At 74.2% G+C, this 18,791-nt stretch carries 16 protein-coding genes and 1 tRNA gene; 13 read left to right on the top strand and 4 right to left on the bottom strand.

Features of this window, described 5'->3' with window-relative positions:
- Positions 1 to 37 precede the first annotated feature (37 nt).
- Entirely contained in the window at positions 38 to 1,081 is a 1,044-nt protein-coding gene (locus C3V41_RS03860; RefSeq protein ID WP_174714753.1) for a RecB family exonuclease, read from the bottom strand.
- A gap of 196 nt (positions 1,082 to 1,277) precedes the next feature.
- Between C3V41_RS03860 and C3V41_RS03855 the strand changes: the two genes are divergently transcribed.
- Positions 1,278 to 2,405 carry a site-2 protease family protein gene (locus C3V41_RS03855; protein ID WP_106109178.1) on the top strand — a complete coding sequence of 376 codons (1,128 nt, stop codon included), beginning with the start codon at positions 1,278 to 1,280 and terminating at the stop codon, positions 2,403 to 2,405.
- A 390-nt stretch (positions 2,406 to 2,795) separates the two neighbouring features.
- Positions 2,796 to 3,569, top strand: coding sequence for a hypothetical protein (locus C3V41_RS03850; protein WP_106109177.1), 774 nt, complete (start codon positions 2,796 to 2,798; stop codon positions 3,567 to 3,569).
- Here C3V41_RS03850 and C3V41_RS13050 read toward each other — a convergent pair.
- Positions 3,566 to 3,703, bottom strand: coding sequence for a hypothetical protein (locus C3V41_RS13050; RefSeq protein WP_165271571.1), 138 nt, complete (start codon positions 3,701 to 3,703; stop codon positions 3,566 to 3,568). The two genes, C3V41_RS03850 and C3V41_RS13050, sit on opposite strands and share 4 nt — an antisense overlap.
- Positions 3,704 to 3,993: 290 nt before the next feature.
- Here C3V41_RS13050 and C3V41_RS03845 point away from each other — a divergent pair, with 290 nt between their 5' ends.
- The 8 genes from C3V41_RS03845 to hisI all read left to right on the top strand — a co-directional run bounded on the left by C3V41_RS03845 (position 3,994) and on the right by hisI (position 14,248).
- On the top strand, positions 3,994 to 5,214 hold the full coding sequence (locus C3V41_RS03845; RefSeq protein WP_106109176.1) for a tRNA (adenine-N1)-methyltransferase: 1,221 nt from the start codon (positions 3,994 to 3,996) through the stop codon (positions 5,212 to 5,214).
- 94 nt (positions 5,215 to 5,308) lie between these two features.
- Positions 5,309 to 7,147, top strand: coding sequence for a proteasome ATPase (arc, locus tag C3V41_RS03840; RefSeq protein WP_106110649.1), 1,839 nt, complete (start codon positions 5,309 to 5,311; stop codon positions 7,145 to 7,147).
- Entirely contained in the window at positions 7,144 to 8,910 is a 1,767-nt protein-coding gene (locus C3V41_RS03835; protein WP_106109175.1) for a proteasome accessory factor PafA2 family protein, read from the top strand. Before arc ends, C3V41_RS03835 begins: the two co-directional genes overlap by 4 nt.
- Positions 8,911 to 8,979: 69 nt before the next feature.
- Positions 8,980 to 9,159 carry a ubiquitin-like protein Pup gene (locus C3V41_RS03830; protein WP_106109174.1) on the top strand — a complete coding sequence of 60 codons (180 nt, stop codon included), beginning with the start codon at positions 8,980 to 8,982 and terminating at the stop codon, positions 9,157 to 9,159.
- Positions 9,156 to 10,616: a Pup--protein ligase gene (gene pafA / locus C3V41_RS03825; protein ID WP_106109173.1), complete on the top strand. Its 1,461-nt coding sequence runs from the start codon at positions 9,156 to 9,158 to the stop codon at positions 10,614 to 10,616. The genes C3V41_RS03830 and pafA overlap by 4 nt, the downstream gene beginning before the upstream one ends.
- A gap of 927 nt (positions 10,617 to 11,543) precedes the next feature.
- Positions 11,544 to 12,722, top strand: a complete 1,179-nt coding sequence (locus C3V41_RS03820; RefSeq protein WP_106109172.1) for a hypothetical protein — start codon at positions 11,544 to 11,546, stop codon at positions 12,720 to 12,722.
- 19 nt (positions 12,723 to 12,741) lie between these two features.
- Positions 12,742 to 13,512 (top strand): imidazole glycerol phosphate synthase subunit HisF, encoded by a 771-nt coding sequence (hisF, locus tag C3V41_RS03815; RefSeq protein ID WP_106109171.1) that lies wholly within the window; start codon positions 12,742 to 12,744, stop codon positions 13,510 to 13,512.
- Between the two features lie 367 nt (positions 13,513 to 13,879).
- Positions 13,880 to 14,248 carry a phosphoribosyl-AMP cyclohydrolase gene (hisI, locus tag C3V41_RS03810; RefSeq protein WP_106109170.1) on the top strand — a complete coding sequence of 123 codons (369 nt, stop codon included), beginning with the start codon at positions 13,880 to 13,882 and terminating at the stop codon, positions 14,246 to 14,248.
- A 110-nt stretch (positions 14,249 to 14,358) separates the two neighbouring features.
- Here the strand turns inward: hisI and C3V41_RS13045 are convergent, their stop codons facing one another.
- The gene (locus tag C3V41_RS13045) at positions 14,359 to 14,955 is read right to left on the bottom strand and encodes a hypothetical protein (protein ID WP_165271570.1); all 597 of its coding nucleotides are present in this window, start codon (positions 14,953 to 14,955) and stop codon (positions 14,359 to 14,361) included.
- 201 nt (positions 14,956 to 15,156) lie between these two features.
- On the opposite strand from C3V41_RS13045, the gene C3V41_RS03800 reads away from it, so the two are divergent.
- The 3 genes from C3V41_RS03800 to pyk all read left to right on the top strand — a co-directional run bounded on the left by C3V41_RS03800 (position 15,157) and on the right by pyk (position 18,568).
- Positions 15,157 to 15,981 (top strand): indole-3-glycerol phosphate synthase TrpC, encoded by an 825-nt coding sequence (locus tag C3V41_RS03800; RefSeq protein WP_254423670.1) that lies wholly within the window; start codon positions 15,157 to 15,159, stop codon positions 15,979 to 15,981.
- Positions 15,982 to 17,061: a prolipoprotein diacylglyceryl transferase gene (gene lgt / locus C3V41_RS03795; protein WP_441299715.1), complete on the top strand. Its 1,080-nt coding sequence runs from the start codon at positions 15,982 to 15,984 to the stop codon at positions 17,059 to 17,061.
- Positions 17,062 to 17,134: 73 nt separating this feature from the next.
- Positions 17,135 to 18,568, top strand: a complete 1,434-nt coding sequence (pyk, locus tag C3V41_RS03790; RefSeq protein ID WP_106109168.1) for a pyruvate kinase — start codon at positions 17,135 to 17,137, stop codon at positions 18,566 to 18,568.
- Positions 18,569 to 18,652: 84 nt separating this feature from the next.
- Here the strand turns inward: pyk and C3V41_RS03785 are convergent.
- Positions 18,653 to 18,726: transfer RNA gene (locus C3V41_RS03785), tRNA-Leu, on the bottom strand.
- Between the last annotated feature and the right edge of the window lie 65 nt (positions 18,727 to 18,791).

Below are 18,791 nucleotides of genomic sequence, written 5' to 3'. Positions count from 1 at the left end.
GCCCTAGCCGGGGGACCTCCCCGCGCCGTGGTCGGTCTCAGGCGTGCGCGGTCAGCAGGCGGGCGACGCCGTCGGCCGGGATCCGTGGTGGGGTGCCGCCAAAGAGCGGGCAGTGGGCCTGGAAGGCGCACCAGCCGCACAGGGGAGTGCGCCTGGGACGAAAGTCACCGGTGGATGCGCAGCGGGCGATCTCCGCCCACAGGCGCTCGACCCTCTCCTCGGTGGCCTGGAGCTCGCCCAGGCAGGGGTCGTGGGTCAGGGTGCGTCCGTCCCGGAGGTAGAGCAGCTGGAGGCGGGCTGGGGCGCGGCCACGCAGGCGCCACAGGACCAGCCCGTAGAAGCGCATCTGGAACAGCGCCTCGTCCTGGAAGCGCGGGGAGGGGGACTTGCCGGTCTTGTAGTCCACCACCCGCATGGCCCCGTCGGGGGCCACGTCCAGGCGGTCCACGAAGCCGCGCAGCAGGAGCCCGCTGCTGGTCTCGGTCTGGACGAGGAGCTCACGCTCGGCGGGGGCGAGCCGCCGGGGGTTCTCCATGCGGAAGTAGGTGCCAATGAGGGTACGGGCCTCCTCCAGCCAGGTCTCGACCTGCCCGGGATCCTTGAAGAGGCCCATGACCTCGGGGTTCTTGGCCTGGTGGGCATCCCACTGGCCGGGCAGCAGGTCCAGGGCGGCCTGGGGGCAGCGCTGCTCCGGGGGGAGGTCGTAGAGGCGTTCCAGGACGGCGTGGACCAGGGTGCCCTTGTGGGTGGCCAGGGAGCCGGGCTCGCTCAGGCCGTCCACGGTGCGCAGGCGGAAGAGCAGCGGGCACTGCATAAAGTCCTTGGCGCGCGAGGGGGACAGGGCGGAACGGCGCGGGCCCCTGCGCCGGTGGACCCCGCCGGGGCCCGTGGGGCGCGGGCGGTGGGTCGTCTCACCAGATGGCCCGGTGGTGCCGAGGGGTGCCGCAGGGGCGGCAGGCGGTCTGCCGGGTGCCCCGGACCCGCCCCGGGCGTCCAGATGGGGTGCGACGGCGGGTCGGCCACCGCCAGGGACGGAGCCGGTGGCGGCCTGCGGGGCGGGCGGGCGAGGATGAGGATCCATGCCCGGACGCTATCGCGTGGCACCGACACGTGTGGTGAGGTGGTCTTGGACGCCGTTGTCAGAGGCGCCACCATGATCTGAGAAACGCGCGGCCTTTTACCGTCCCGGTCGGGACCGCCCGTGCCCGGCGGGGTGGCCTGGACCCGCCCGCACCCGCTGCGCGGGCACGGACTTCTGACCTACTAGGCTCGGGCCCATGTCTTCTGTCTCCCCTGCGCGCAGCAGCGGCTGGGTCCTGGGGCGGATCGGCGGCACCCCTATCGTCGTGGCACCCACCTCAGCACTCCTGGGCCTCGTGCTCGCCGGGACCTGGTACCCGGTGGTCGACAGCGTCCTGGGTGACCTCGGTATCGCCACCGTCCTGGGCGTCGTCCTGGCGACGGTGGTCGGCGTCGCCCTGTCCGTGCTCCTCCACGAGCTCGCCCACGGCCTGACCGGGACGCTGCTGGGGCGCCGTCCCACACGCTACGAGCTCTACCTGTGGGGCGGCCGGACCAGTTTCGGGGCCGTGGGGCACTGGGCACCGTGGAAGGAGGTCCTGACCACGCTGGCCGGGCCGGCCACCAACGCCCTGCTCTGGCTGATGCTGGACCGGGTGTTCCTGCACCCCGTCGGTGCGGTCGGCTCCGAGACCCTCTTCGTGGTCGCCCTGGCCCTGGCCTGGGTGAACCTGGCCCTGGCCGTCTTCAATATCCTCCCCGCGCTCCCGCTCGACGGGGGGCACGCTCTTGCTGCCCTGGTCGCCCAGGTCACCGGACGGACGGCCCTGGGGCAGAAGGTCGCCGCCTGGGGAGGCGTCCTGGTCAGCGTGGGCGTCGTCTGGTACTGGATCCTGGAGCCCCTGCTCCTCAGAGGTGCCCGGCCCCAGGCCCTCAACCTCATGATCGTCGTCCTGGTCCTGTGGTCCATCCTGGGCTCCAGCTGGCGGGTGCTGGGCCTGGGGAGCGGCGCCCGGGCGGCAGCCAGGCTGGACCTGCGCCGCCTGTGCCGTCCCGTGGCGGTGGTCGCGGCCTCGGCCCCGGTAGCGGAGGTACGCCAGTGCCTCGCCTCGGGCATGGCGGTGGTCGTGGTGGTTGAGTCAGGACGCCTGCTGGGCACCATTGACGCCGCGGGCCTGGCGGAGACGGGGCTGGAGGACCCGGCCGGGGGAGGGGAGGCCCTGGCCTCCCAGATCTGCCGGGTGCTGCCCGCCGCGGCGGTGACGACGTCACTGGGCGGGGCCCAGGCCGCCCAGGCCCTCAGGGCGGCGCGCGCCGTCTCCCGCTGGCTGCTCCTGGTGGAGAACGGCAACCTGTGCGGGGCCGTCCCCACCGGGGCCCGCTGAGCTGGTGGCCCACCGCCCCGCTCGTGGTGGCCGCTCGCTGACGCCTCAGTCGGGGGTGCGTGACCCCGTCTCCAGGATCTACGTCTGCCCACGGCCATGCGGACAGGTGGCCTCAGCACACGAACCCTGGCTCCCTGCTCATCGCTGCCCGGAACCAGATTGTAGTGACCAGAACCACATACGGGGTCTTAGGAAAGGTTGCTCGTAATGGGGGGAGTCTCCGTGCCCGAGAAGAGCGCTTGTATTGTGGCGAGGGCGCGTGTACACTCGCCTGGCAGCGAGGCCGCCAACGCGGGCTCGCAGTTTGTTAAGTGTTGTTTGCGCCCTTTTCTGTGGGCATGTTTTCCGTCGCGTGTCGGCGGCTAACTGGTAATTAGGAAGGATCTTAAGATGACGACAGTCACTCGTCGAGTCAAGGAGGTCAAGCAGCCTCGCGGGGGGTACGTTAACCCGCGTACCATGGAGGTAACCTCCTTCGACGACGGCCAGCCCTCGCCACTTGATCACAGGGTTGAGAACATCTACTCCTCCCTGGTGGGGATGGCGGTAGACTACCTATCGCGCCTGGCCAACGGCTCGGAGCCGCGTGACGTCTTCAGGGTTCCGCTTCTAGGGGCTATTAACGTGGGTGCGGAGGCGTTCGCACAGGCCGGACGCAAGGTGGATGGCTTTGTCGCTGGCAAGGTGAACGCTTGGGCGGTAGCGTCAGCCTGCTGGCTCTCAGGGTTCGACGTCGCCTACCGGGCCGGGCCGATGTGGTACAGGCCGGACGCTGTTACGACGCCGGACAAGGTGACAACTGACCACATCCTGACCATGGTCGAGCGCTCTACCACCTTCTTCCGTCAGTACGGTCCGGTCGTCGCTGACGGGTTCACGTTCCCGGGAGGCTATACGGACCTGGTGACGGCCGGTGATGGGGACTTCCTCACAAGCGACACTATCTGGGATTTCAAAGTATCGGTCAAGGGGCCCACCAAGGACCATACGCTCCAGCTGCTCATGTACTGGCTCATGGGACTGCACTCGGGTGCCCCGGAGTTTGCGAGGGTTAAGAATCTGGGTGTCTTCAACCCCCGTTTGAACGCTGCGTACCGTATTGCGGTGTCTGAGATTCATGACGACGTGGTCCGTGAGGTTGAGAAAGACGTGATCGGGTACTAGATCAGGTTCCCCGGCGCCTGCGGCATCCCCTCACGGGTGCCGTCCATCTCCACCAGCGAGTCGGTCTCGGTGGGCTCCGGGGCCTCGTTGGTAGCCACCACGGGACCGTTGGCCACCGAGCTCGACGTCGTCACTGGCGTCCAGGGGCCCAATACGCGCGGCGGGTATGTAGGCGGTGCGCCCAGGGGCTGTACGTTCCCGTATCCGGGACGTTGTTCTGGCCGTGAATGTAGGCGGTGCGCCCGGGGGCTGTACCCGGTACGCGCGGTGGGCGAACGGGGCAGGGAGTCCAGGCCCTCCATGACCTGCCAGGGGCCCAGTACGCGCGGCGGGCACACGCCGGGCAGGCCGCGGTGTGGGAGGAGGTTCGTCCGTAGCCGGTACGCGCGGCGGGCGCACCGCGGTCCCGCCTAGACTGCCGGTGATGAGCCAGACCAGCACCAGCGCTCCCTCCGTCCCATCCGCCCCATCCGACGCCGTCCCCGCGCTCCCGCCCCGCCACCTCAGCCAGGCGGTCCTGGGGCAGGCGGGCCGGCGCGGCCCCCTGCGCTACGGCGAGCGCGTCCAGGTCACCGACACCAAGGGCCGTAAGAATACCTTCGTCCTGGACCCCCGTGGCTACTTCCAGTCCCAGCGCGGCAGCTTCTACCACCGTGACGTCGTCGGCCTGGACGAGGGCACGGTGCTGACCACCGACACCGGTCACGAGCTGCTCCTGCTGCGCCCCCTCCTGGCCGACTACGTCCTGTCCATGCCGCGAGGCGCCCAGGTGGTCTACGCCAAGGATGCCGGGCAGGTGGTCGCCATGGGTGACATCTTCCCCGGCGCCCGCGTCCTGGAGGCCGGGGTCGGCTCCGGGGCCCTGACCATGAGCCTGCTGGGCGCCGTCGGGCCGGAGGGCCACCTGGTCTCCGTGGAGCGCCGTGAGGACTTCGCCGCCATTGCCGCCTCCAACGTGGACGCCTGGTTCGGGGGCCACCACCCCGCCTGGGAGCTGCGCACCGGGGAGTTCGCGCTGGTGGCCGCCCGCATGGAGCCCGGCAGCATCGACCGGGTGGTCCTGGACATGCTCGCCCCCTGGGAGAACGTGCCCGCCTCCGCACGCGCCCTGGCCCCCGGGGGCGTGTTCCTGGCCTACGTGGCCACCGTCACCCAGCTCTCGCGCACCGTCGAGGCGCTGCGGCACAGCGGCCTGTTCACCGAGCCCGAGTCCTGGGAGTCCCTGGTGCGTACCTGGAACGTCGACGGCCTGGCCGTGCGCCCCGACCACCGCATGGTCGCCCACACCGGCTTCCTGGTCACCGCCCGCCGCCTGGCCGCCGGGTCCGGTCCTCTGACCCGGCGGCGCCCACCGGCCCGCGGCGCCTACGACGAGGCTGGCTACTGGGAGCCCCAGGACGTGGGGGAGCGCACCGCCACCGACAGGAAGGTCCGCCGTGTCCTGCGCGACTGCCGTGCCAGGCAGCCCGAGGACGCCACCCCCGTCCTGCCCGGCCTGCCTCCCCAGGGCGCTGAGGGGAACGTACCGGGCGCCGCGGAGGGCGTGCCGGCCCCGGCCCCGGAGGCGGCTGGAGGGGGCGCCGCCGGGGCGGGGACCCCACCCGGCCAGCCGGGCGGGCAGCCTATCGGTGGTACCGGTGACTGAGCCCCGGGGCCCCCACGGGCAGGGCCCCCACGGGCCGCTCACCCCCGCCCCCGGTGCCGCGGGACCGCCAGGGGCCGGACAGGCCGACGCCTCCGTGGGGCCCCCGCCCGCACCCAGGACGCCCTCACCGAGCTTTGCCAGCCACCAGCTGCGTGAGGCCCGGGCGCAGGCCGTGAGCCTGGCCGCCAAGAACGAGCGCCTCGCGGCCGCCCTGGCCACCGCCCGCGAGCGCCTGGCCGAGCTCGGGGCCCAGCTCGACGCCGTCACCTTCCCCCCGGTCACCCTGGGCCTGCTCACGGACGTCCCCGTAGCCCGCCGCAGCGGCCGGGAGGACCCCCAGGCCCGCCACGCCGGGGCCTCCCACGAGGTCGAGGTCCACCTCGGCGGCCGGACCATGCTCCTGGGCCTCCACCCGCGCCTGCACCCGGTCCTGGAGTCCGGGGGGCTGCGCGTGGGCCAGCAGGTGGCCGTCAACGACCAGATGCTCGTCGTGGACGTCCTGCCTGAGCCCGTGACCGGTGAGGCCGTCACCCTCGACGAGCGCCTGGACGCGCGCCACGTCCTGGTGACCACCGGCGGGGGAGCCACCCGCGTGCTGCGCCTGGCCGACGGCCTCGTAGACGCCCGCGCGGGCCAGGGCGGCGTGGTGGCCCCGGCTGCGGAAGGCGCGGCTGCGGAGGGCGGTGCGGTGGCCCCGGCTGCCCCCGGCGTGGACCCCCTGGCCCCGGGCACCACCCTGACCGCCGACCTGCGGGCCGGGGTCGCCACCGGGGCGGTGGCACGCACCAGCGTGGAGCAGCTCGTCGTCGCCGAGGCCCCTGACGTCTCCTGGGAGGACATCGGCGGCCTGGCCCCTCAGATCCGGGCCGTCCGTGACGCCCTGGAGCTGCCCTTCGCCCACCCCGGGCTCTACCGCTCCTACGGCCTGTCCGCCCCCAGGGGCCTGCTCCTGTACGGCCCGCCCGGCACCGGCAAGACCCTCATCGCCAAGGCCGTGGCCACCTCCCTGGCGCGCTCACTGGGTCGGGGGGCGCCGTCGGCCGCCTTCCTCAATATCAAGGGGCCTGAGCTGCTCAGCAAGTTCGTGGGGGAGACCGAGCGCCAGATCCGGGCCATCTTCACCCAGGCCCGCAGGGTCAGTGCCGAGGACCGTCCTGTCGTGGTCTTCTTCGACGAGATGGAGGCCCTGTTCCGTACCCGCGGCAGCGGCGTGTCCAGTGACGTGGAGACCACGGTCGTCCCCCAGGTGCTGGCCGAGATCGACGGCGTGGAGTCCCTGCGCAACGTGGTGGTCATTGGCGCCTCCAACCGTGAGGACATGATCGACCCCGCCGTCCTGCGCCCCGGCCGCCTGGACGTGCGGATCTACGTCGGCCGGCCCGACGCCGAGGCCGCCCTGGACATCCTGGCCAGGCACCTGACGGCCGACCTCCCCCTGGACCCGGCTGAGCTCGCCGCGGCCGACGGCGACCGGCAGGCCGCCGCGCAGGCCATGCGCACGGCCGTCGTGGCCGCCCTGTACGCCCGTACCCCGGACACGGCGGTCCTGGAGGCCAGCGACGCCGCCGGGGGCACGCAGGTCCTGCACCTGGCCGACATCGCCAGCGGCGCCATGCTGGCCGCCGTGGTGGCGCGGGCCAAGACCCTGGCCATCAAGGACGAGCTGGCCGGGGGGCCGGGGGGTCTGTCCACGCCCCGCCTGCTGGAGGCGCTCAGGCAGGAGACGGCCATGAGCGAGGAGCTCACCGGGGCCACGACGCCGGAGGGCTGGGCGCGTGTGGTCGGCCGCCGCGGCGCCCCGGTGAGCTCCGTACGCCGCCTGCGCCCCCGCCCCACGGGGGCCGCGGGTCCCGGCGTGCCCGCGCACCCGGCCCGGTGCGCGCCGTCAGCCGTCCCGGACCCCGTCCCTACGACGACAGGAGGCACCCCATGAGCCGTCCGCCCCAGGGGGTCCCCGGGCCCCGGGAGGCCGTCACCCGTCCCGTGGGGCTGGAGACCGAGTACGGGATCACCCAGCCCGGGAACGCCTACGCCAACTCCGTGGTCCTGGCCAGCCAGCTGGTCCGCGCCTACGCCCTCCGCTCCCGCCCCGGCCTGCCCGGGGCGCGTCCGGTGGCCTGGGACTACGAGGGGGAGGACCCTCTGGCCGACCAGCGTGGCGGACGGCTCGACCGTGCCAGCGCCCACCCCAGCCTCCTGACCGACGACCCCGACGTACCCGCGCCGGCCGGGGACGCCCCGCACGTCCCCGCCACCGGGGGCACCGGCCGGGGGGACCGCCCGGTCGGCACACCGGCGCACGCCCGGCAGGCCGGGGCGGAGCTGCCGGGCGCGCCGTGGGGGACCCGCCCCCGGCCCGGCGCCGCCGAGGCCGCCCTGCCGCGTGCCACCGCCGTGGTCCTGACCAGCGGGGCGCGCCTGTACGTGGACCACGCCCACCCCGAGTACTCCTCCCCGGAGGTCCTGACCCCCCGTGACGCCCTGGTCTGGGACCGTGCCGGGGAGGAGGTCGCCCGCCGGGCCATGACGGCCCTGGCCCGTGACGGCGGCCCGGAGGTGGTCCTGTACAAGAACAACGTGGACGGTAAGGGGGCGGCCTACGGTTCCCACGAGAACTACCTCCTGGAGCGCGCCGTCCCCTTCGCCCGCGTGGCCGCGGCCCTCGTCCCCTTCCTGGTGACCCGCCCCGTCATGGTGGGGGCCGGGCGCGTGGGGGTCGGGCAGCGCTCCGAGCGCCCCGGCTTCCAGGTCAGCCAGCGGGCCGACTACGTCGGCTGCGAGATCGGGCTGCAGACCACCTTCAACCGGCCCATTGTCAACACCCGTGACGAGCCCCACGCCGATGCCGCCCGGTTCCGGCGCCTCCACGTCATCAACGGTGACGCCAACCGCTTTGACGTGCCCATCTACCTCAAGGTCGCCTCCACGAGCCTGCTCCTGTGGTACCTGGAGCGGGCGCAGGCCCGCGGCGAGGGCCTGGGGGACCTGGCGGGGCTGCGCCTGAGAGGGGACCCGGTCGAGGAGCACTGGGCGGCGTCCCGCGACACCACCCTGACCTACTCCCTGGCCACCGCCCGCGGCCCCATGACCGCCCTGGACGTCCAACGGGCCTACCTGGAGGCCGTCACCGGCGCCCTGGAGGCCGACCACGGCGGTACCCGGGCTGACCAGGTCGGGCCCGAGACCGCCCGGGCCCTGGATGTGTGGGGCGAGGTCCTGGACGTCCTGGACGCCGTGGCCGCCGAGGGGGTGCGCGGGCAGGCGGGGGCCGCCGCCGCGCCCCTGGTGGAGTGGGTGGCCAAGATGCGCCTGTGCGAGGGCCTGCGCGCGCGCTCCGGCACCAGCTGGGAGGACCCGCGCCTGGCCGCCCTGGACATCCAGTGGGCGGACCTGCGTCGTGCCGGCGTGGTGGACCGGCTGGACGCCGCCGGGCACGTCCGGCGCCTGGCCGCCCCCCAGGAGGTCGCGGCCGCGGCCGACACGCCTCCCCGGGGCACGCGCGCCGTCGTGCGCGGACGCGCCGTGGCCACCGACCCGCGCGTCGTGGCCGCCTCCTGGACCGGTCTCGTGCTGGACGTGCCCGGGGTCGCCGACCTCCTGCGCGTCCCCCTGCCCGGTGGTGTCGCGCTCACCTCGGGGGAGGCCGAGCGGATCGCCGCTACGATTGGGGCCCTGGGCCCCCAGGGGGGACACTAGCGCCAGGCCCGGCGGGGGCAGCCCGACCGCCGGGGAGCGGCCCCCAGGCCCTGAGACGAGGAGACGACCATGGCCACCACCCAGCAGCAGGTCCAGCCCGTGCCCGGCCCGGAGGAGGGCCCGCAGGCGGGTGGCGCCGCCCAGACCCAGGTCAGCGGCGTGGACGACGTCCTTGACGAGATCGACGCCGTCCTGGAGGCCAATGCGGCCGCCTTCGTCCAGGGCTTCGTCCAGAAGGGCGGCCAGTGAGCACCGACACCGCGCAGCCGGCCGGCACCCCTCGGCCTGCCGGTACCGGCCCGCGCCCCAGCGCCCGACGCATTGTCGGCATTGAGACCGAGTACGGCATCACCTGCGCCTCCACCACCGGAGGGCCCCCGCCCCTGGACGCCGACCACGCGGCCCGGGAGCTGTTCGAGCCCCTCATCCAGGCGGGGCGCTCCTCCAACGTCTTCACCCCCGGTGGGGCCCGCCTCTACCTGGACGTCGGCAGCCACCCCGAGTTCGCCACCGCCGAGTGCGACCGTCTGGAGGACGTCCTGGCCCAGGACCGGGCCGGGGAGATCACCATGGCGGACCTGGCCGGGCAGGCCAACGCCCGCTTGGCCGCCGCCGGGGTCCCGGGTCGCATACACCTGTTCAAGAACAACCTCGACGCCCGGGGCGCGGGGTTCGGGTGCCACGAGAACTACCTGGTCCGGCGTCGGGGCGACTTCTGGAACGACGCCCGCACCCTGGTGCCCCACCTGGTCACCCGCCAGATCCTGGTGGGCTCCGGGCACGTCGTGCCCGCCGGCCCCCGCTGTCGGCCCCGCTACGTCTTCTCCCAGCGCGCCGACCAGATGCACGACGCCGTCTCCAGCGCCACCACCCGCTCCCGGCCCCTGATCAACACCCGTGACGAGCCCCACGCCGACGCCGGGCGCTACCGCCGTATGCACGTCATCGTGGGGGACTCCAACATCGCCCAGGGCGCCACGCTGCTCAAGGTCGCCGCCATGGACCTGCTCCTGGACTACCTGGAGGAGGGCGGGGACCTGGGGGACCTGGCCCTGGCCGAGCCCATGCGCGCCATCCGCGAGACCTGCCACGACCTGAGCGGCACCGTGGCCCTGGAACGCGCCGACGGCCGGACCATCACCCCCGTCGACCTCCAGGGCGAGCACCTGGAGCGGGTGCGCGCCCACGCCGCCAACCTGGATCTCACCGCCCTGCAGCACGCCGCCCTGGACCTGTGGGAGCGGGGCCTGGAGGCCCTGCGCGCCGGGGACGTGGGCGCCGTGGCCACCGAGCTGGACTGGGCCGCCAAGTACCGGCTCCTGGAGCGCTATGCCGAGCGGGCCGGGGCGGAGCTGGACGACCCCCGTCTGGCCCGCCTGGCCCTGGCCTACCACGACGTCTCGGCCGACGGGTTGCGGGCCCGGCTGGAGGCGGGCGGCCTGCTGCGCCGCTACGTCCCCGAGGAGGCTGCCCGCCGGGCCGTGACCACCCCGCCGGCCACCACCCGGGCCCACCTGCGCGGCCGGGTGGTGGCACGGGCCCGTGAGCTGCGCCGTGACCTGAGCGTGGACTGGGTCAACCTCAGGCTCGACGACGGGCGCACCCCCGCCATCGCCCTGCGTGACCCCTTTGCGAGCCACGACGAGCGGGTGGACTCGCTTATCGCGGCCATGGACGAGGCTGGTAGCCTCCCGGCAGGTCTGTGAGGGAGGATGATGGACAAGCGCACCAGCGGCACGCCGCAGGACGGTGGGACCGGTGACGACCTCCTGCCCTGGCTCCCCCTGTCCCGCCAGCAGGACCGGGGCCAGGACCAGGGGCACCGGCCTCCCCGGGGTGGGGGGGCCGTAGGGCCCCGCCTCCCGGCCCCCTCCTGGCCCTCCTTGAGCGGCTCCGCCCCCGCCAGCCCGGCTGGCCCCACCAGCCCGGGCGCGCCGCCCCCTCCCGGGCGCGCCCCGGCAGGGCCCCGGTCCGCCGGCGCACCGCCCACCGGCTCCCGGACGGCGCGCCCCCACCAGGACACCGGCCCGACCGCCCACGGCGCCACGCCCCCGGCCCGCCCCGGCAGGGCCCAGACCCCACCCGGCGGCGCGCGCCGCACCACAGCACCCCCTAGCAGCCCACGAGCCGGCCTGCCCAGCGTGACCGACGCCGACCCGAGCACCATCTGGGCCGCCGGCACCTACAGGGCTGGCAGCCGCAGCACCCGCGTCAGCAGCACAGAGCCCACGACCGGCGCCCACCGCACCGCGCCCCCGGCCCGCCCCGGCAGGGCCCAGACCCCGCCGACCGGGACCCCCGGCCCACCTGGTGGCACCGGCCCGCGCCGCACCGCTCCGGCAGCTCGCGCCGGGCGGGCTGACACCTCCACGACCGACACCCGCCACACTGCTAATACCCAGACCTCACCGACAGGTATTCAAAGAGTCGTCAGACCTGATACGCCACACACCGGTACGCACCGTACCGGAAGAGCAAGTACACCGCGCTCTGGTACTCAACGTACCACGAGGGCTGACACCTCGACCGGTACGCACCGCGCTACGGGCCCTGCCACCCGCCCTGCCAGGGCCGAGACCTCACCGACCGGTATCCGACGTACCGCGGGCCCCGCCACCCGCAGGAGCGGAGGGGTGGCGCCCGGGCGCCTGGCCGTCGGTGCGGGTGGTACCCGGCGCGGTGCCGGGGCGCCCGTGACGGCCTCGCCCGCCGCCAGGCCGTCCGCGGCCCGCTCCGGCTCCGAGCCCCCGACGGCGACCGGGGCGCAGCGCGCGATCGGGGCCACCCTGGGCCGTCCCCGGCCCCGGGGCCGGGTGGCCTGGGCCCTGGCCGTCGTCGTCGTCCTGGCCATCGTCGTGGTCCCGGTCTACCTGAGTCGCACGCTGACCGGCGGCCCGGCGCCGGGGGCCACCAACCTGTCCGCCCCGACGGCCACCGTACCGGCCGACGCCCCCCTCCAGGACGTCCTGGAGGTAGCCGGTCGGCTCGGCTCGACGCCCATTATCTCCCTCAAGGGGCAGCTGGAGCCCGCCGGGGGAGTCGTCACCGACAGGCTCATTACCGGCCAGGGCCGTACCGTCAACGCCGGGGACGCCGTCCTGCTGTCGGTGTCCACCTTCTCGGGCCGCGACGGCGCCAACACCACCGGGACCAGGTCAGGCCACCGCCTGCACGCCGGGCGCGTGGAGCCCACCACCCTCGGGGAGGTCCTCAGCGGCGCCGTCACCGGGCAGACCGAGGGCTCCCGGATCGTCGTACGGGCCCCGGTCAGCGGCAGCGACGGGCTCACCGAGGAGGTCACGGTGGTCGACGTCCTGCCGACCACCGCCACCGGCCAGGAGCTGGACGCCCCGGTGGGCACGCCGTCGGCCACCCTGGGCCAGGACGGCTGCATGGTGGTCTCGGCGGCGGGGCTGCCCACCCCCACCCGCTCCAGCGCCACCGTGGTCGTCCAGGGGGACGGCCCCCAGGTCACCGCCTCGGACACCATCGTGGCCCGCTACACCACCGTCGGCTGGGCGGACGACTCCGTCCTGTCCTCGACCTACGGCACCACCACCGTCCCGGGCACCATCAACATGGCCTCCACCATGGCGGGGATCGCCCAGCACCTGCTGGACATCCCGGTCGGCAGCCGCGTCATCCTCTCGCTGCCGGCCGACCAGGCCCGGGGCGACCAGCCCGTGGCGGTGGTCATCGACGTCCTGGCCGTCGCCGAGGGCGGCGAGGGCGCCACGGGCACCCCCCGGGGCTCCGCCACCCCCAGCGCCCCCGCTGAGGGGGCCACGCCCTCCACCCCTCCCACCCGCTGAGACCGGCAGGAGACCACCGATGAGCGTCGCGATCCGCATTATCCCTTGCCTGGACGTCAAGGACGGCCGGGTGGTCAAGGGCGTCAACTTCGCCGGCCTGCGTGACGCCGGGGACCCCGTCGAGCTCGCCCGCCGCTACGACGCCCAGGGCGCGGACGAGATCACCTTCCTGGACGTGTCCGCCTCGGCCGAGGGGCGAGCCACCATGGTGGACGTGGTCTCCGCCGCCGCCGACCAGGTCTTCGTGCCCCTGACCGTGGGCGGCGGCGTGCGCACCGTCCAGGACGTGGCCCGTCTCCTGGCCGCCGGGGCGGACAAGGTCGGGGTCAACACCGCCGCCGTCGCCCGCCCCGAGCTCCTGGGCGAGGTCGCCGACCGCTTCGGCAACCAGGTCATCGTCCTGTCGGTGGACGCCCGCCGCTGCCCACCCGGGGTGAGCACGCCGTCAGGCTACGAGGTCACCACCCACGGCGGGCGGCGCTCCACCGGGATCGACGCCGTCGGCTGGGCGGTGCGGGCCGTGGAGCTGGGGGCCGGCGAGATCCTGCTCAACTCCATGGACGCCGACGGGGTCACACGCGGCTTCGACCTGGAGATGCTCGACGCCGTGCGCCGCGCCGTGAGCGTGCCCCTCATCGCCTCCGGCGGGGCGGGACGCCCCGAGGACTTCGTGTCCGCCGCCGACCACGGGGCCGACGCCCTCCTGGCCGCCAGCGTCTTCCACTACGGGACCATGACGGTCGGGCGGGCCAAGGAGGCGCTGCGCGCCGCCGGGCACCCCGTACGCTGAGGCGGGGCCCTCCTGCGCGCCGACCTGGGCACGGCCCTGGGGCTGAACCCCTTCGCGCTCCTGGCGGACCTGTGGCTGGTCACGGTCCTGGTCCGCTACGCCTGGTGGCTGCGGGCCCGCCGCAGCGGCCGGCCCACGCGGCCGACGGTGCTCTCGCGCCCCGAGTGGGTCGTGGTGCTGGCGCTCGCGGCCGGGTTCTTCGTGGCGCGCAACCTGCCGGGGGCGTGGGTCTACCTGGGTCCCCTCCTCGGCCCCGCAGGCTGACTGCCGGCGCCCCGCGCTACCGGGGGCGCCCCGGCCGCGGTCACCGGGCGGGGTCAGCACGACGCGGTCACCGGGCGGGGTGGTCCGTGAGAGGATCCCGTGCGTGACCGAACCCGTCCTGCCCGCCTCCCTGGCGGCCCGTCTCAAACGGGACGCCTCCGGCCTGGTGTGCGCCGTCGTCCAGCAGTTCGACACCCGCGAGGTCCTCATGGTCGGGTGGATGGACGACGAGGCCCTGCGTCGCACCCTGACCCAGGGGAGGGTGACCTTCTGGTCCCGCTCCCGGGGGGAGTACTGGCGCAAGGGGGACACCTCCGGCCACCACCAGTACGTGAGGTCCGTGTCCCTGGACTGCGACGGCGACGCCCTCCTGGTCCAGGTCGACCAGGTCGGGGCCGCCTGCCACACGGGGACGCGCAGCTGCTTCCAGGCCGGCGGGGACCTGGGGGCCGTCGTCGGCTCCCGCCCCTGACCGGGGCCCGCCCCGCCCACCGCCCCGCTCGCGTGCTACCCCCGCGCGCCGGCCCTGGGCGTCACCGGCCGCCAGGGTCAGGCCGTTGCCAGCTACCGTCGGCGGGCACCTCACCGGACTCCGGGGCCCGGCACGACAGGGCGCACCACCACGTCCGGCCCGTAGCGCGGGTCCCGCCGCCAGGCCGACGCCACGCGGCGCTCCTGCGCCTCCCAGGCCGCCACGTCCCAGGTGTAGGGGTCCCGGGAGCGCAGGCGCCGGTGGCGCACGGCGTCCTCGGCCTCCACCAGGACCCGGATGACCTGGGCCCCCGCCAGCGGCTGCGCGCCGGCCGCCAGGGCGCCGCAGCCCTCCACCACGGCCGCCCCCGCCCTGCCCAGCGTGAGCCGTCGGGTCCCGCCGGGCTCCATACGCCCCCAGTCCCAGCTCCTCACGGTGGCGCGTCCCTGCCCGGCCAGCTCCCGCAGGGCCGCCGCGCACCGGCCCACCCCCTCCTCCAGGGCCTGCCAGCCGGGAACCAGCTCCTCCACCGCCAGGGACAGGCATCCGGGCAGGCCCGCCTCCAGGCGCCCGGCCAGGGTCGACTTCCCCGAGCCGGTGAGCCCGTCGATAAGGACCAGGACACGGCGACCAACGGACGTGTGCTCCGTCACGCGGGCGGTGAGGAGGGGCACGGCCGCGTCAGGGGTCACCGGCGACGGGCTCACCCGGCCAGCCTAGCGCCCGCCCCCTGCCTCCTCGCCCAGGGCACCACCCCGGGGTGCCCGGGGTGGACCGGGAGGCCCGGGGCGCCACCGGCGCGGGTACCGGGGTCGGACACGCCCGGCGGGGTGGACCTGATTTGCCTCACGGGCCACAGGGCGAGGACGATGGAGGCCCCCGTCCATCCCATCGGTGAGGAGGTGCGTGTGAAGGCGTTTCTACGTGCTGTCGAGGCCGCACGCCTCGCCGTGGCCGCCCGGGAGGAGCGCCTGCCGCTGGACCGGGTCCGTGAGATGGTGCGCACCGCCCCGGGGGCCCTGGACGCCGTGGCCGTCCTGTGCACGCAGGCGCGGGCGGTCTCCGTGATCGCCGAGGTCAGGCGCGCCACCGCCACCTTCTCCGACCTCTCCGGGGTCGGGGACCCCGGTGTCCTGGCGCGCTTCTACGAGGCCGGGGGGGCGGCCTGCGTCTCGGTGGTCACCGAGCCCCTGCGCAGCCACGGCTCCCTGGCGGACCTGGACGCCGTGCGCCGGGCGGTGGACGTCCCCGTCCTGGTCCACGACCTCATTGTCACCCCCTACCAGGTCCACGAGGCCCGGGCCCACGGCGCGGACCTGCTCATGCTCGACGCGCGCCTGGCCCCCCTGATCCTGGAGAGCCTGGTGGAGCGCACCCACTCCCTGGGCATGCTCGCCGTCGTCGAGGCCCACACGCGCGCCGAGGCCCTCACCGCCCTGCGGCTGGGGGCCCGGGCCGTCAGCGTGGACTCCCGCGACCCCAGGAACCGCAGGGCCGACCCGGGCCGCTTCGCCCAGGTCGCCGAGGTCGTCCCCGCCGCCACCATGCGTATCGCCCAGGGCGGCGTGCGCGGGGCCCACGACGTCATGGAGTACGCCCGCGCCGGCGCCGACGTGGTCCTGGTGGGGGAGGCGCTCATACGCTCCGCCGACCCCCAGCAGTTCGTCGCCGAGCTCGTGGCCGCCGGCAGCCACCCGGCCCTCCTGCCCGCCGCCCACCGAGAGGTTTCCTGAGTGCCTACCGTCGCCACCCTGATCACCGGCCTGGCCGCGACCCGTGCGGTCCCGCCCTGCTCCATCCCCAGCCCCTCACGCTCCGTGTGGCACCTGGGGCCCTTCCCGCTACGGGCCTACGCGCTGTGCATCCTCACCGGGGTCTTCGTGGCCGTGTGGTGGTCGGACCGCCGTTACCGGGCCCGGGGCGGGGGCAGGGACGTGGTGCTGGACGCCGCCCTGCTGGGGGTGCCGGCCGGGATCGTCTGCGCGCGCCTCTACCACGTCCTGACCTCGCCGGACGCCTACTTCGGACCGCACGGGGACCTGTCCCTCATCCCCCAGGTCTGGAACGGGGGCCTGGGCATCTGGGGCGGTGTCGCGGGGGGCACGGCCGCCGTGGCCTGGCTGCTGCGCCGCCGCGGCCTGCGCCTGGCCCCCTTCGTGGACGCCGTCGCCCCCGCCCTCCTGGTGGCCCAGGCCATCGGCCGGGTGGGCAACTGGTTCAACCAGGAGCTCTTCGGCGGCCCCACCACCCTGCCCTGGGGGCTGGAGATCGACGCCGCCCACACCCCCGTGGGGTACGCCCCTGGCACGCTCTTCCACCCGACCTTCCTCTACGAGGCCCTGTGGAACCTGGCTGGCGCGGCCTTCCTGGTGTGGCTGGGACGCCACCTGCTGGCACGTGACGGCGCCACCGGCGGCCGCCTGGCGTGGGCCTACCTCATGGTCTACACCTCGGGCCGGGGGTGGATCGAGTACCTGCGGGTCGACGAGGCCCAGCACGTCCTGGGGCTGCGCCTGAACGTGTGGACGTCCCTGCTTGTCTTCGTCCTGGGCCTGGTGGGCTACACCCTGTGCCAGCCCGTCGACGACGCCGTGGCCTGCCCCGACCGCGGCGCCCGGGGCGGACCCGGTGGGGAGGACCCGACCGCGACGCCGGGCCGAGAGGACCAGGGGGACCAGGACCAGGAGGAGGAGCCGGAGGGAGAGCCAGACGCACCCGGCCCCGTCGAGGAGCCGGACGCCCCCGGCCCCAGGTCGGCGCGGGCTCCTGGCCGAGGGCCCCGGGAGGAGGGGGACGGCGCCGCGGCCGGCTGACCCGCCCCTGCCCGTTAGGCCCGTCCGGGGTGTTACTGTCGCACGCCCGGGGCCCGTCGCCTACTATAGGCCCATGCACAGAGCAAAGATCGTATGCACCCTCGGACCGGCCACAAACTCCCCTGAGCAGGTGCAGGCTCTCGTGGACGCTGGCATGAACGTCGCCCGGATCAACCGCTCCCACGGGCGGGCGGAGGACCAGGAGGAGGTCATCGACCGGATCCGCTCGGCCGCCCAGGCCTCCGGCCGCGCCATCGCCGTCCTGGTCGACCTCCAGGGTCCCAAGATCCGCCTGGGGACCTTTGTCAACGACCAGAAGGTCATGCTGCACAAGGGCGACGAGTTCACCATCACCACCGACGACGTGCTGGGCACCGTCAAGCGCGTCTCCACCACCTTCAAGGGGCTGCCCGGGGACTGCCGTCCCGGTGACCGCCTCCTCATTGACGACGGCAACGTGGCGGTGCGCGTCGTGGCCGTCACCGACACCGACGTGGTCACCAAGGTCGAGGTCCCCGGCTACGTCTCCAACCACAAGGGCCTCAACCTGCCCGGGGTGGCGGTCTCCGTGCCGGCCCTCAGCGAGAAGGACCGCGGGGACCTGCGCTGGGCCATTAAGATCGGCGCCGACATCATCGCCCTGTCCTTCGTGCGCAGCGCCGACGACATCAAGGACGTCCACGACATCATGGACGAGTACGGGGTGCGTATCCCCGTGATCGCCAAGATCGAGAAGCCCCAGGCGGTGGACAACCTCTACGACATCGTCTCCGCCTTCGACGGCATTATGGTGGCCCGCGGCGACCTGGGCGTGGAGATGCCCCTGGAGTCCGTGCCCCTGGTCCAGAAGCGCGCCATCGAGCTGGCCCGCCGTCAGGCCAAGCCGGTCATCGTGGCCACCCAGGTCCTGGAGTCCATGATCCAGAACCCGCGCCCCACCCGCGCCGAGGCCTCCGACTGCGCCAACGCCATCCTCGACGGCGCCGACGCCGTCATGCTCTCCGGGGAGACCTCGGTGGGCGCCTATCCGATCGAGGCCGTGCGCACCATGGCCCGCATTATCGAGAACGTCGAGGAGCGCGGCGGCGAGCGCATCGCGCCGCTGGGCTCCTACCCCCAGACCCGCGCCGGGGTGCTCACCCGTGCCGCCGCCGAGATGGGCGAGCAGCTCGACGTGGACTACCTGGTGACCTTCACGCAGTCCGGCGACACGGCCCGCCGCCTGTCGCGCCTGCGCTCGGCCATCCCGCTGCTGGCCTTCACCCCCCTGACCTCGACCCGCAACCAGCTGGCCGTCTCCTGGGGCGTGTCCACCTACGAGGTGCCCGAGGTCACCAACACCGACGAGATGGTGGACCAGGTCGATGAGGTCCTCCAGACCAAGAACCTGGCCAACCTCGGGGACACGGTGGTGATCGTGGCCGGCATGCCCCCGGGCACCCCCGGGTCGACCAACTCCATCCGCATCCACACCGTGGGGGAGCGCAGCGACTACCGCTACGACTGAGCCCGACGGCGCCATCCGGCCCACGGTGTCCCCGCCACCACCCGTGGCGGGGACACCGTCGTGTCCGCCACGTGGGCGGCGCGGTGCCTCCGGTGGGACTCGAACCCACACTGCTCCGATTTTGAGTCGGATGCCTCTACCGATTGGGCTACGGAGGCTCTCAGCCACGTGATTCGCGTGACCTACACCGTCAACCGCCGCTCTAACCTGCGGGAACGGTATG

It is taken from the genome of Actinomyces sp. oral taxon 897 (assembly GCF_002999235.1).
Lineage (GTDB): Bacteria > Actinomycetota > Actinomycetes > Actinomycetales > Actinomycetaceae > Actinomyces.
This window is presented reverse-complemented; position numbering and strand designations above follow the sequence as displayed.